Here is a 12,727-nt window from a genome sequence, read left to right as displayed (position 1 = left end):
CGCATTCTCCTTCTCATGCGGCCACTCAAATGACGGACCTCATCCAGTTCGAGAACAGTTCGATCGTCGCGGCCCGCGAACTGTGCGGTATCGAGAGTACGTAGAAGCCATAGCCGGGCAGCGCCAGCGGATGCGCCTTGACGAGGGCCCCGCTGTTCAACTCCCGGCTGACGACGATGTCGCTGCAGATCGCGACCCCCTGCCCGGCGACGACGGCATCGATCGCATGGATCTCTTCGCGAAAGCTCAGGTCCCAGGCCCTGTCGGTGTCCAGGTCGGGATCGATGGAGCGCGCCACCGTCAGCCACTGCCTCCACGTGGGGGCGTCCGGGTCGCGGCTCATCCAGTCGAAATGGATCAACGGCAGACGCAGAAGATCGGCCACGCGCTGGATGGCTCCGCCATCGTTCGCCAGCAGGCCCGGACTGCACACCGGAAAGAACGTGTCGCGACAGATCTCGTGCGCGGCAAAGTCGACTGGCGGCCTGCGCGCGTAGCGGATCGCCACGTCGGCAGCGCCGGAGCGGAGGTCGAGCACAGCGTCTGTCCCGATGATCTCCAGGGGCTGCATGGGGTTGGCTTCGCGCCACTTCGGCAGACGCGGCACCAGCCATCGACTTGCGAAGGCGCTTGGACTCGTGACTCGCAAGGGTGGGTGTGCCTCGGGTTCCGACAGCGCAGCAACTGCGCCGGCAAGGACATCGAAGCCATCGCGCAGAGCCGGAAACAGCCTTGCGCCCGCACTCGTCAGTACAAGGGGTCGCGGACGCCGCTGGAACAACGGCCGACCGCAGGTCTCTTCCAGCAGGCGGATCTGGTGGCTGATCGCGGTCGGCGTGACGCTCAGTTCCTCCGCTGCAGCCTTGAAGCTGCCATGTCGCGCAGCGGCCTCGAAGGCGTGCAGCGCGCGGAGCGGCGGGAGCTTTCTCATGCGGGCACTCTAGATGAATTCTTCTCATCCGACACCTGAGATCTTCGAGTTTGCGGCGGCGTTCCCCAGCGTGAGAGCATCCAGTCCGCCAAGAACGGAGGGCAACATCGATGGACGCGAAGCGACAAACGGACGCGCCGGCGATTGATCGGCTCCTGCAGCATCTGAGGGGCAAGCTCGTCCAGCCCTTGGACACCGGCTACGACGAGGCCCGCAAGGTCTGGAACGGAGCGGTCGACAAGCGACCTGCAGCGATCGTCTATTGCACCCATGCCGACGACGTCATCGAGACCGTGCGCTTCGCCCGCGCCACGAACCGTCAGGTTGCCGTTCGAAGCGGCGGCCACAACGTCGCAGGGCTTTCGGTCTGCGACGACGGAATCGTCATCGACCTGTCCCGCATGAAGGCAATCGAGGTGGATCCCGTGCACCGCGTCGCACGAGCCGAGGCAGGTCTCAGCCTCGGCGAATTCGATACGGCGACGCAGGCTCACGGCCTGGCAACGACGATGGGCGTCAACAGCGACACCGGCATTGCCGGGCTGACGCTCGGCGGTGGTTTCGGCAAGCTCGGCCGCAAGTACGGGCTGACCTGCGACAACCTCATCGCTGCAGACGTCGTGACCGCCGATGGTCGTCTGCTGCACACCAGCGCCTCCGAACACGCCGACCTGTTCTGGGGATTGCGAGGCGGGGGCGGCAACTTCGGCATCGTCACGGCGTTTGAATACCAACTTCATGCCGTCGGCCCCAATCTGCTGGTCGGCTCAGTCCTTCATCGCTACGACCACGCTCGCGGTGCGATCAAGTTCTTCCATGAGTTCTCCCGCAGGGCCGCCGACGAACTCAGTGTCGACGCGGGCCTCATCACTCTTCCGACGGGCGAACGAGCCTTCAACATCACGGCCTGCTACATCGGCCATCCCGAAGCCGGCCGGGATGCCCTCGAACCGCTCCTGAAGTTCGGTTCGCCCATCGAGAGCAGCCTCGAACCACGCCCCTACCTGCAGATCCAGTCTGCCGGCGACACGCTCTTTCCGCGCGGACGTCGCTACTACTGGAAGGCGCAGTTCCTTCGCGAGATCAGCGACGGCGCCATCGACGCGATTCTGGAGGTCTACCCGAAGGCGCCGTCGCCGTCCGCGCTGCTGGTCTTCCAGCAGGTTGGCGGCGCAATCGCCCGCGTCCCGTCTTCCGAGTCCCCCTATGCGAATCGCGACGCGCTGTACGACTGCTTCCCTCTCGCTGTCTGGGACAGTCCGGCTGACGACCAGGCCAACATCCAATGGGCACGCGAGCTGTGGAGCGCCGTCAGCCCGTACTCCACCGGCGGCGTCTACGCCAACAACCTTGGCGATGAGGGCGAGGATCGCGTCCGTGCGGCCTATGGCGAGAACTATGCGCGGCTCGTCGCGCTGAAGAACAAATACGACCCGACCAATTTCTTCCGCCTCAATCAGAACGTCAGGCCGACGGCCTGATTGGCGGCCGGTTGCGCCGGCACCGGCAGGCGCAAGTGCAGGCAAGTCTCGCCGGGCCGCGAGCGGATCGTGAGCGTGGCACCCAGCGCAGCAGCGCGGGTGCGCATGTTCGCCAGCCCCCTGCCGGCCGAGACGACGTTCGTATCGAAGCCGCGGCCGTTGTCGAGGAGCTCGACCTCGATGACATCGCCCGCCGCACCTCCGGCGGGCATCAATCGCGCCCTCAGGTCAGCCCTCGTTGCCCCTGAGTGAGTCATCATGTTCGAGAACGCCTCGAACAGCAGCATCTGCATCTGGTGCGACTCGCGAACACTCCAGCCTGGCATCGTCGGCAGAGGATTCACATCCCAATGCAGATCGATGCCCGCGGCCTCCAGGCGCGGCGCAAGACGGTAGCGCACGGTGCCCAGGGCGGAAGCCACATCGCCCTCGCCGTCATGCATGGCGTCCACCGTCAGCTTGAGCTGATCCACGGCATCGCGCAGATGCTGCGTGACATCCTCGCGAGCCGTTGCGGGCTGCTGGGCCATCCGCAGAAGACCGACGAGTTGCGCGCCGAGGCCATCGTGGAGGTCCCGCATCACGCGCTGACGCTCCTCCAGCGCACCGCGCGCCTTCTCGCCGTCTCGTTCCCGCGCAAATGCGGCCTCCAGGGCTGCGTTGCGTTCCACAAGCTGCGCCTCCAGCGAAGCGTTCATTCCCGCCATCGTCCGAGCGTCCTTGCGCATGCGTTCGGCGATCACCCAGCCCAACGAGATCGCGAAGCCAACCCAGGCGAAGCGGATCCACGGCACCATCTCGTAGGCCTGCGGCGACGAGTGCATCACCCAGGTGTCGCGCGCCCCGCACAGCACGACCAGCACCACCGCGACGGCGAGCACGCGATGCTCCAGCACGGCACTGCGGCGTGCCACGCGCAACACGGTGACCATCATTCCCAGCCCGACGAGGAGGTTGAGCACATGCCACAGCGGCATCACCCACAACCACGGGACCATGATGCCCAGCGCGGCCGCGATCGGTGCGCACCACGCCATCAGGCCCAGGAAGCGCGCCAGCCGGGTATCGTCCCGCCCGACCACGGCCAGCGCGAAGCGACACAGCAGCGGTATCGCAGCCTGGAAGGCCGCAAGCGGCACCACGCCCCACCAGGGCCAGGGCAGCGGCGCGTGCGTGAACAGCACGCGCACCGTCTGCACGGACCACAGGAGCTCGCCCAGCCCGTAGTAGAGGTAGATGGATTCGCGCTGGCGCAGCCACACCAGCAGCGACAGCGTGCCCAGCACGCCGCTCACTATGGCGATGAAGCGCCCGCCACTGATCTGCCAGAACTCGGCGCGCTCATACAGTGGACGAATCTCGTCCACGCTGCCCGCGACGATCGGCGACAACCCGCCCTGACGCGCTGCCTGCGCCGCGATGATCACTTCGACGCGCTGCGGTGACGCCGAGCGCGAGGGAGGCAGCTCGAAATACTGAGGCGCGAAGGCAGCATCGTCGTAGGGCCCCGGCGGGATCGCGCCGAAGCGCGCCAGTTCCTGGCCGTCGACCAGCACCCGGAAGCTGTTGCCCACACGAGGCACGAACAGCGCCACCGGCTCGCCTGGGTTCGCCACGGGAACGTCGAACGCAAATCGCGCTTCGCCATCGACCGCGCCTTGTCGCTGATCCCAGTGATAGGGCAAGGTCACGGTCTGGGGCTTCTGCGCCTCGACGGGCGCGTCGCCGTGCCGGGTCAGGGTGAGCGCTGCTTCCTCGATCACCGTCAGGGCGTGCGCGGAAGCGCCCCACCCAAGTCCGAGAACCGCCAATATCAGTGTGAACAGGCGCCACTGCAGCGCTCTTAGTTGTCGACGCATTGCGCGGGCGACTTTAGCAACAAATCCTTACGCCTGCGAACCACGGCGGCGCCGATCATTGCCCCTTGTGATGGTTATGACGCATAACCTTAATCGGACCCTCACTCAACGGAGACAAGAATGCCTTCCCCACTCGACCTGCCCTCTTCCCCCTGGAAGCCCTCGCGCCGAAACATCCTCATCATCGGCATGGCCGCGGGCGCAGGCACAGGGGCAGCACACGCGGCGGATGCTGCCCCTTCCGCCCTTCCTGCGACGGCCACCACAGCCACGATCCCGATGGTCGTGCCGAAGACGGAGTTCGTCTATGAATCGGTCGTCGACCTCGCGCCGACAGTGCAACTGGGCATGTCACCTTTCGGCGAGCGCCGCATGGTGCCGATCACGGGAGGGACCTTCGAGGGACCCGGCCTGCGTGGCATCGTGGTACCCGGCGGCGCAGACAGGCAACTGGTACGCCGCGACGGGTCGGTCGCGCTCGATGCGATCTATGAGCTGCAGACGGAAGACGGCGTGATCATCTCCGTGCGCAACCGCGTGCTTTCGCGCCGACCCAAGGATGCGCCGCCGTACGTCTACTCGAACATCGAACTGACAGCGCCCGAGGGCCGCTACGGGTGGCTCAACGACTTCGTCTACGTCGGCACGCTGAACAGCTTGCGCCCTCAGCGCGCCGCAGTGGTCATTCGGGCCTTCAAGGTTCTCTAGTACTCACGGCAACAGTTGCAGCAGCAGGCGGCGCACGTTCCCGCCCATGATGGCGACCACTTCATCGTCGGTGAAGTGCGCATCCAGCAGTGCTTGAGTGATCAGCACCAGGCCGGTGGTGTCGATGGCGGTTCGCGTCGCACCGTCAAAGTCCGAGCCCAGCGCCACGTGCTGAACACCCACCAAGTCCGCCGTGTAGCGCATGGCCTTCACGATGGCCGGGATGTCGAGTGCACAGACCGCACCGTTGAAGTAGCCGATGCCGATCAGACCCCCGGTCGCGGCGATGCCGCGGATGTGCTTGTCGCTCAGATTGCGCGGGCCGGGACAGGTGCCCTGCACACCGGTATGCGAGACGATCACCGGGCGCGTGGCCTGCGCCAGCACATCGTCGATCACGCGCGGCGAGGCATGCGCCAGGTCCACGATCATCTTCTTCTCTTCGAGGCGCTTGACCACCTGCTTGCCCAGCGGCGTCAGGCCGCCCTTGGTCAGTCCATGCGCCGAGCCGCCGATCTCGTTGTCGAAGAAGTGCGTCAGCCCCATGATCCGAAAGCCCGCGTCGTACATGCGGTCGACGTTCTCGATGCGGCCTTCCAGCGGATGCAGGCCTTCGGTCGCTAGCACCGCAGCCATGCGTCCGCCGACCGGACGCGCATCCTTCAGTACGTCGCTCAACTCGGCGCGCGTGTGCACCACCTGCATGCGCCCACCGCTGGCGGCAGCCGCGGCATGCAGCCTCTCACTCTGGTAGAGGGCACGCTCCAGCAGGCTGTTCCAGGTGCGAGGCGGCCAGCGCTGCGCAATGGCCAGTGCGGTGATGGTGTCGGTGTCGGAAGGATTGCTGTCGAAGTTCTGCCCGCGCGGTGACTTGGTGACGGTTGCGAATACCTGAAGCCCCACGCTGCCATCTTCGAGCCTAGGCAGATCGACATGGCCGTAGTCATGGCGCTCCAGCAAGTCGCGCGACCACAGGAACGCATCGTCGTGCAAGTCCGCGACGAAGAGTCGTTGGTGCAATGCGCGAGCCCGGTCGCTGGCGGTGTAGGGTGGCTTCATCGCCACACCGTTCATTCCGGCATCGATCCGCTTGGGCAGGTAGAAGAAGAACGCCGCGGCGGCGACGAGAACGAGGACCGCGAGCGCGAAGAGAAACTTGCGCATGGAAGACCGGCGCCAGCGACGACGCCGAAAGCGCGGGAGCTTAGCACTGGCGGTTCAACGCAAAGCAGCCGCCGCGGAAGCTGCTCTACTGCGCTCATTCCGACCCACCAGATGGTGTCGCCGATCCGATGAAGGTGATATGTGCCTCCATCATTTGCCTTCCACACTCCGCTGACGTTCTTCGGCGCCGCACACTGCGCCTGCACGGGCAGTGCGGTCATGCCAAGAAGGACGAATGCCGTCAGCGCGACGCTTCTGGAGAGAATGTTTTTCGTGCGAGCTCCCTTGTCGAGTCGCACAGACCATACCGCCAAGGCGCCGCGAGCGAATCCACATCGGAAGGGATCTCGCGGGTTGGGCTACGCGTCACCCAACCAGGCCAGGAGGTCGGACACCGGATCGATCAAACGTTCCATGCCGTCCTGGCGCAAGCTGGCGGCAAGGTCGAGTCCGACCGCGCCCACCACGAAGATCGGATGTTCCGATGCGAACGACAGCTCGCTGCAAAGACCGCGCACCCGTTCGAGTGCAGCGTTCGGGTTCCTTGCGACGTCCGACGGAGTCGTGTCCAGCACTTCCCAGTTCGAGACGACCGCGGCATGACCGGTTGCCTCAAATGCTTGCTCGTACAGCGCAGTCATGTCGGCGTCGAAAGTGATGACCTGCAGCTTCTGCCCGAGTCTGGCGCGCTGCGCGAGCACGCTGCGAGTAAAGCCGAATGCCGCATCTCTCAGGTGCCTTCGGGCGATGTCGTAGCCCGTGTCCACCGAAGACATCATCACCACCCGGTCGAAGCCTGCACACAGTGACTGAAGGCTTCGATCGAGGGCTTGCGCCGCTTGCTCGTTGTCCGTCGCGGAGCCGATGATCCTCGGTGCGCCTTCGACCTTTGCAACGTCCCACTGCTCGACGGGCCAGCCACAGCGGCTGATATGGCGGCGCAACGTGGCGGTGATCTGGTCGCTGGAGTTGGGGTTGAGAAACAGCGTTCTCATCATCGGCCAGCAGGAAACTTCCTGCACCAGAAGTCGGCGATGTCGCGCCGGCGGCAAAACCACACATCAGGGAACTCCGATGCTTCCATCAGGAATTCGCGCAGCGCCTCGGCGCGGCCCGGCCGGCCTGCCAGGCGCAGGTGCAGGCCGATGGACATCATGGCTGGGCGACGACCGGCCTCGCGACGCAGGCAGGCAAGCGTGCGGCGCAGGTGGTCGGTGAAATCGTCCGGCGTGTTGAAGCCAGGCGCCGACGCGAAGCGCATGTCGTTGCAGTCGAAGCTGTAAGGCACGATCAGATGCGCGCGACCGCCGACGTCCGTCCAGAAAGGCAGGTCGTCGTTGTAGGCGTCGCTGTCGTACATGAGCCCCTGCTCCGCCGCGAGCGCACGAGTGTTGGCGCTGACCCGTCCGGTGTACCAACCCACCGGACGCTGCCCGCAGAGGCGCTCCAGCACATCGAGCGACTGGACCATGTGCTCACGCTCGGTGGCTTCGGGGATGCCGTCGTAGTCGATCCAGCGCGCGCCGTGAGACACCACCTCGTGTCCGGACCGGACGATCGAACGCGCCGCCTCGGGATGCTTTTCCAGTGCGCTGGACACCGCGAAGTAAGTAGCGGGGATCTTGCACTCCTGCAGCAGGTCGAGGATGCGCCAGTGACCGACGCGGCTTCCATACTCGTAGTGCGACTCGACCACCAGATTGCGGCGTCCGGCCCGGGCGACCGCACCTGCAACGTCGCTGTTGAGCACCTCGGAGTGCGCGTCGCCATCCAACACGCAGTTCTCGCCGCCTTCCTCGTAGTTGACCACCACGCTGACGGCGACCCGCCGGCCGCCCGGCCATTCGAAGTCGGGACGATTGCGGCCGTAGCCGACGAAGTCCCTTGCAGGTGCGTTCATCGCTGCGTCCTCGCCTTCGACACGCACAGGGCGATCAGGGCCAGGCCGATCGTGCAGTAGAAGGAGATGTAGAGCGGGTTGTCGAAGCGCTCGAGCAGCCAGATGCAGATGCTCGGCGCCAGGGCGCCTCCGAAGACGCCTGCCAGCTGGAAGCCCAGCGACGCGCCAGTGCATCGCACCTTGGACTCGAACATGTCCGGGATGAAGGCGGCCAGGGGCGCCCACAAAGAGGCCTGGCAGATCATGCCGATCACGGACGCCACGATGACGAGCGACGGGATGCGGGTCTCGAGCAGCGGGAAGTAGGCGAAGGACCAGATGATCGAGGCGACCACACCTGCCAGCAGCATGAACTTGCGCCCGAAGCGATCCGACAAGGCACCAAAGAGCGGGATCGCGACCACACCGACGGCTGCGCCCCACAGCACGGCATTCAAGGCGACCTGGCGCGGCAGGCCCAGGCGGGTCGGCACGTAGATCAGCAACAGCAGCGAGAAGACGTACCAGATGATGCCTTCGCCGGCACGCACGCCGATGGCGAGCAGCACCTGGCGCCAGTGATGACGAAGCGTCTCCATCAGGGGTGCTTCGGCCTTTTGCGAGCCGTGCTCCAGGCTCTGGAAAACCGGTGATTCGGACACGGTGCGGCGAATGAAGTAACCGATGGCCACCAGGAAGATGCTGGCGAGGAAAGGCACACGCCATCCCCAGTCCATGAACTCGGCGTCGTTGGTGATGGTGTTCATGAAGCCGAACATGGCATTGGCAATCAACACGCCGATCGGACTCGCCACTTGTACGAGGCTTCCGTAGAAGCCTCGGCGGCGGCCGGTGGTATCGAACTCGTTGACCATCAGCGCCGCGCCGCCCCACTCGCCGCCGAGCGCAAGGCCTTGCGCGAAACGCAAGGTCGCGAGCATCAAGGGGGCCAGCAGTCCGACCTGCGGGTAGGTAGGAAGCAGGCCGATCAGGAAGGTGGACAGACCCATGATCAGCAGGGTCGATACCAGCACGAAGCGACGGCCGATCTTGTCTCCCAGCGAACCGAAGATCGCGGCGCCCACCGGCCGTGCCACGAAAGCAATGCCGTAGGAGAGCAGCGACAGGATGGTCGCCATGAAGGGGTCGGTCTGCGGGAAGAACAGCTTCGGAAACACCAGCGCTGCGGCGGTGCCGAAGATGAAGTGGTCGTAGAACTCCAGTGTCGTGCCGACGAGGCTCGCGGCGGCGACGCGCCGAGGGCTGGTCGAACGCGCCGGTCGCTCTACGGCATGTCCGGCTGGAGTGGCGATGGCGGAAGCTGTCATGAGGGGCTCCTGGTCGAAATGTGTCGCCATTGCAGCACCGCATCAATGCTTCGACAATCAGAATGATCAGAACGACTATTCGCCAAACATGAACATTACGTTGAGGCAGATCAAGGCGTTTCTCGCGGTGGCCGATACCGGCGCCTTCACGCGCGCTGCCGAGCGAATGCATGTCTCCAACTCAGCTTTGTCGACCCTGGTCAAGGAGCTCGAAGACCAGATCGGGCTGCGGCTCTTCTACCGCAGCACACGCGTGGTGCAGTTGACTGAGGCGGGCGCCGAGTTCCGGCCGCTGGCCCGAAAGGCGCTCGACGATCTGGAGGCTGCTGTCGCCGGCTCCCGTGCACTTGCCCAGGTCAAGCGCGGCAGGGTGACGGTGGCAGCGTCCATCGTGGTCGCGGCGACATTGCTGCCGTGGGTCATCCAGTCCTTCCGGCAACGCCACCCCGGTATCCAGTGCATCCTCAAGGATGGTTTCGAGGAGACCATCCGCGATCAGGTGCGCCGTGGGGAGGTCGACCTGGGTGTCGGGACCCTCATCGAAGGTGAACCAGGCCTCTCAGAGGTGACGCTCTATCAGGACCACCTCGTCGCGCTGATGCCCGACGGCCATCCATTGGCAAAGCGCGGTTCGGTCACGTGGCGCGAACTGGCACAGCAACCCTTGATCTGCCTGTCCGAGCAAAGTCCCTCGCGAGCGCTTGCCGATGCCGCGTTCGAATCAGCGGGCATCAAGCCAGTCCCTGCCTATGAGGCGACCTTCTCTTCCACAGTGATCAGCATGGTCGCTGCAGGCATGGGCGTCGCAGCGCTTCCAGTCAACGTCCGTCAACTCTCGCGCCGCGCCGGCGTGCAGGCACGCATGCTGGTTCGCCCGACCGTCAAACGTGAGATGGGCGTCTACTCGCGGAGCGATGCGGAGCTCACACCTGCTGCCAGTGCCTTTCTGCAGCACATGCAGGCCTTCGTGCGCTCCAACCGCGGTTTGCCCGATGAGGCGGCCGATGGGGCCAATCGCCTCAGTTCCTGAAGATCGAATTCCCCTTGACCGTCACCGGTTGGCCGACGGCGAATGAACTGCCGGACTCGACCGTGCGCAGCGACCCGTCCTGCATACGCACGTTGATGCTGTAGACAGCGTGCGTGTTGCGGTTCCTTTCGACAGCATTGCCCGCCATGGTGCCGCCAGCCGCGCCGGCGACGGTGGCGAGCGTGCGACCTCTCCCGCTTCCGACCTGATTGCCCACGACGCCGCCCACCACGCCACCGGCCACTGCGCCAACGCCCGATGTGGATCCCGTGGCTTGCACACGGTTCACGGACTCGACGGTGCCGCAGACGGAGCAGCCGCCGGCGGTACTCTGCGCGTGCGCCGCGCCCAGTGTTGTCGCGAGCAGGCATGCAGCCGCCCACCGCGCCCGGAAAGTGAAACTCGATGCCATGAAGCCTCCCTTCATCTTCGATGCTGTTGAGAAATGCGCTGGAGGCCCGCGGGCCTTCCAACTGATGCCTGAGCCGAGTTGCTCGCCGAGCATGCTGCACCAGCGTCGCAAAGCACGCAAGCGCATCGAAGTGCGGCGAAAAAAGCTCCATCGGCCATCGCTACCGGGAATTCGCGCCTGGCGCAGAATGGCGCGACCGTGCCGGATCGATGCCGTGCATGGATCCCAACTCGAATGAAGGAGACGACCATGTCCTTTGACGGTTCGGCGATCAAGGCGCTTCTGGACGGCGCTGTCTCGAAAGGCGCGCTGCACGGCGTATCGGCCCTGGTGGTGGACCGCAACGGTCCCGTGTTCCACCACGCGGCCGGCGAGGCCTCCGCGAACACGATGTTTCGAAACGCCTCGATGACCAAGGCGGTTGCCACTACGGCGGCCCTTCAGCTCGTGGAGCAGGGGCTGCTGGGCCTTGACGCCACCGTCGAGTCGATCCTTCCGGAGTTCGGTCGGCTGCAAGTGCTCGACGGTTTCGATGGCGACAAGCCGCGGCTGCGCCCTCCTGCCAGCAAGGCGACGGTGCGGCAGTTGATGACGCACACCGGTGGCTTCGGCTACTTCTTCCTCGACGAGAAACTGTTGCGCTACCACGAGGTGACGGGCGAGCCCAATGTCCTGTCGGGATTCAGGCGCAGCCTGTCCGTGCCGCTCGCCAATGACCCGGGGACAGTCTGGGCGTACGGCGTCAACACCGACTGGCTGGGGCTCGTGGTCGAGAAGCTGTCCGGCAAGACCCTGGCCGCATACCTGCAGGAGCATGTCTACGGACCGCTCGGGATGACCGACTCCACCTTCACGCCGAATTCCGAGCAGCGCGCGCGGCTGCTTCGCGTGATGCAACGGCAGGCCGATGGCAGCCTCGCGCCCTCGCCGCTCGACTTGCCGGCGACCTCCGAGTGGGATGCAGCAGGCCACGGCTCCTACGGCACGGTGCAGGACTATGGACGCTTCGTGCAAGCCTGGCTCAACGACGGCAAGGGCATCCTCAAGCCGGAGACCGTGCAGTTGGCCCTGCAGAACCATCTCGGTCAAGCCAAGCTGCCGGAGCTGCTGAAGTCCACGGTACCCGTCCTGTCGAACGACGTGCCTACACCGCCTTTCCCGCAGGGTTGGGGTCTGGGTTTCCACCTCGCGCTCGTCGACCTGCCCGGCATGCGCAGTGCGGGCACCGGTGACTGGGCCGGCGTCTTCAACACCTACTACTGGATCGACCGCTCGAAGGGCATTGGCGGCGTGCTGATGACGCAGGTGCTGCCCTTCTTCGACCTGCCGGTCGTCGAGACCCTGATCGGCTTCGAGATGGCGGTGTACCAGCAGGTCGGAGCGGCCTTGCCGGCAGCCTGAAGGCAATGCGTTGAAGCAGTGGAGGCTTAGACCGCACCTTGCTGCAGGTCGCTGACGAGTTTGGCGATGCGACGCTGGCGCGTCTCGAGAGACTTGGCATCCTCGATCGCAGCGACGTGCTTCCGCTTGAGCCCGAAAGGCAAGCCATCAAAGGCTGCTCTGGCGTGTTTGCTTTTCTTCAGGGCCTCAGCAAGGTCTGGCGGTTCCGGCACTGTCCTCGGCGCTTCGTCGAGCTCTACGAAAACTTCGACGACATCGCCCTCCGAGATACTGCTTGCTTGTCGATTGGCCGCACTGATGCCCACCAGGCACTTGCCATCCTTCACGGCGATTCTGCTTCGCCATGTGTGGCCGTTGATGGAGATGGCGACCGGTGGTCGCGCGCCTGCGCCGAACGACTCAATGCCATCCTTCGGGACCTCTACGGCCGTCGCGTTGCCCGACGGGACGACCTTTGCGTGGAATTTGAATCTCATGCGAATGGAGAACTGAGGATTGGAAATGTGGACGCAAGCCCGCATCGCGGAACGCATG

General features: G+C 65.1%; 12 protein-coding genes. 4 read left to right on the top strand and 8 right to left on the bottom strand.

All coding sequences use genetic code 11. The annotated features are described in order from the left end of the window. Positions 1–25: 25 nt before the first annotated feature. Positions 26–931, bottom strand: coding sequence for a LysR substrate-binding domain-containing protein (locus tag FHW64_RS12180; protein WP_184526473.1), 906 nt, complete (start codon positions 929–931; stop codon positions 26–28). Between the two features lie 110 nt (positions 932–1,041). On the opposite strand from FHW64_RS12180, the gene FHW64_RS12175 reads away from it, so the two are divergent. Next, positions 1,042–2,412 (top strand): FAD-binding oxidoreductase, encoded by a 1,371-nt coding sequence (locus tag FHW64_RS12175; RefSeq protein WP_184526471.1) that lies wholly within the window; start codon positions 1,042–1,044, stop codon positions 2,410–2,412. Here FHW64_RS12175 and FHW64_RS12170 read toward each other — a convergent pair. Continuing rightward, positions 2,388–4,175 (bottom strand): ATP-binding protein, encoded by a 1,788-nt coding sequence (locus tag FHW64_RS12170; RefSeq protein WP_221210316.1) that lies wholly within the window; start codon positions 4,173–4,175, stop codon positions 2,388–2,390. The two genes, FHW64_RS12175 and FHW64_RS12170, sit on opposite strands and share 25 nt — an antisense overlap. A 216-nt stretch (positions 4,176–4,391) precedes the next feature. On the opposite strand from FHW64_RS12170, the gene FHW64_RS12165 reads away from it, so the two are divergent. Beyond that, positions 4,392–4,979: a DUF3237 domain-containing protein gene (locus FHW64_RS12165; RefSeq protein WP_184526466.1), complete on the top strand. Its 588-nt coding sequence runs from the start codon at positions 4,392–4,394 to the stop codon at positions 4,977–4,979. Positions 4,980–4,982: 3 nt separating this feature from the next. Here the strand turns inward: FHW64_RS12165 and FHW64_RS12160 are convergent, their stop codons facing one another. From FHW64_RS12160 to FHW64_RS12145, 4 genes are all read right to left on the bottom strand, one after another. Then, positions 4,983–6,143, bottom strand: a complete 1,161-nt coding sequence (locus FHW64_RS12160; protein ID WP_184526464.1) for a dipeptidase — start codon at positions 6,141–6,143, stop codon at positions 4,983–4,985. Positions 6,144–6,502: 359 nt separating this feature from the next. Next, a complete protein-coding gene (locus FHW64_RS12155) occupies positions 6,503–7,138 on the bottom strand; it encodes an aspartate/glutamate racemase family protein (protein WP_221220705.1) in 636 nt (211 codons plus the stop codon). Continuing rightward, positions 7,138–8,043: a polysaccharide deacetylase family protein gene (locus FHW64_RS12150; protein WP_184526461.1), complete on the bottom strand. Its 906-nt coding sequence runs from the start codon at positions 8,041–8,043 to the stop codon at positions 7,138–7,140. Before FHW64_RS12150 ends, FHW64_RS12155 begins: the two co-directional genes overlap by 1 nt. After that, entirely contained in the window at positions 8,040–9,350 is a 1,311-nt protein-coding gene (locus FHW64_RS12145; RefSeq protein ID WP_184526459.1) for an MFS transporter, read from the bottom strand. Before FHW64_RS12145 ends, FHW64_RS12150 begins: the two co-directional genes overlap by 4 nt. Between FHW64_RS12145 and FHW64_RS12140 the strand changes: the two genes are divergently transcribed. Continuing rightward, the gene (locus FHW64_RS12140; RefSeq protein WP_260304415.1) at positions 9,334–10,380 is read left to right on the top strand and encodes a LysR family transcriptional regulator; all 1,047 of its coding nucleotides are present in this window, start codon (positions 9,334–9,336) and stop codon (positions 10,378–10,380) included. The genes FHW64_RS12145 and FHW64_RS12140 overlap by 17 nt on opposite strands. Here FHW64_RS12140 and FHW64_RS12135 read toward each other — a convergent pair. After that, entirely contained in the window at positions 10,370–10,792 is a 423-nt protein-coding gene (locus FHW64_RS12135) for a glycine zipper 2TM domain-containing protein (RefSeq protein WP_260303782.1), read from the bottom strand. The genes FHW64_RS12140 and FHW64_RS12135 overlap by 11 nt on opposite strands. 249 nt (positions 10,793–11,041) lie before the next feature. Here FHW64_RS12135 and FHW64_RS12130 point away from each other — a divergent pair, with 249 nt between their 5' ends. Continuing rightward, positions 11,042–12,193, top strand: coding sequence for a serine hydrolase (locus FHW64_RS12130; RefSeq protein WP_184526453.1), 1,152 nt, complete (start codon positions 11,042–11,044; stop codon positions 12,191–12,193). Positions 12,194–12,219: 26 nt separating this feature from the next. Here FHW64_RS12130 and FHW64_RS12125 read toward each other — a convergent pair whose 3' ends face one another. Continuing rightward, positions 12,220–12,726, bottom strand: a complete 507-nt coding sequence (locus FHW64_RS12125) for a YdeI/OmpD-associated family protein (protein ID WP_260303781.1) — start codon at positions 12,724–12,726, stop codon at positions 12,220–12,222. Between the last annotated feature and the right edge of the window lies 1 nt (position 12,727).

This window comes from Variovorax sp. Sphag1AA (assembly GCF_014192575.1).
Classification (GTDB): domain Bacteria; phylum Pseudomonadota; class Gammaproteobacteria; order Burkholderiales; family Burkholderiaceae_C; genus Variovorax.
This window is presented reverse-complemented; position numbering and strand designations above follow the sequence as displayed.

Excerpts from the sequence above, each read along its gene's own strand:
- FHW64_RS12180 (WP_184526473.1), bottom strand. The coding sequence starts at position 931 with ATGAGAAAGCTCCCGCCGCTCCGCGCGCTGCACGCCTTCGAGGCCGCT.
- FHW64_RS12175 (WP_184526471.1), top strand. The coding sequence starts at position 1,042 with ATGGACGCGAAGCGACAAACGGACGCGCCGGCGATTGATCGGCTCCTG.
- FHW64_RS12165 (WP_184526466.1), top strand. The coding sequence starts at position 4,392 with ATGCCTTCCCCACTCGACCTGCCCTCTTCCCCCTGGAAGCCCTCGCGC.
- FHW64_RS12160 (WP_184526464.1), bottom strand. The coding sequence starts at position 6,143 with ATGCGCAAGTTTCTCTTCGCGCTCGCGGTCCTCGTTCTCGTCGCCGCC.
- FHW64_RS12155 (WP_221220705.1), bottom strand. The coding sequence starts at position 7,138 with ATGAGAACGCTGTTTCTCAACCCCAACTCCAGCGACCAGATCACCGCC.
- FHW64_RS12150 (WP_184526461.1), bottom strand. The coding sequence starts at position 8,043 with ATGAACGCACCTGCAAGGGACTTCGTCGGCTACGGCCGCAATCGTCCC.
- FHW64_RS12140 (WP_260304415.1), top strand. The coding sequence starts at position 9,334 with ATGGCGGAAGCTGTCATGAGGGGCTCCTGGTCGAAATGTGTCGCCATT.
- FHW64_RS12145 (WP_184526459.1), bottom strand. The coding sequence starts at position 9,350 with ATGACAGCTTCCGCCATCGCCACTCCAGCCGGACATGCCGTAGAGCGA.
- FHW64_RS12135 (WP_260303782.1), bottom strand. The coding sequence starts at position 10,792 with ATGGCATCGAGTTTCACTTTCCGGGCGCGGTGGGCGGCTGCATGCCTG.
- FHW64_RS12130 (WP_184526453.1), top strand. The coding sequence starts at position 11,042 with ATGTCCTTTGACGGTTCGGCGATCAAGGCGCTTCTGGACGGCGCTGTC.
- FHW64_RS12125 (WP_260303781.1), bottom strand. The coding sequence starts at position 12,726 with ATGCGTTCCGCGATGCGGGCTTGCGTCCACATTTCCAATCCTCAGTTC.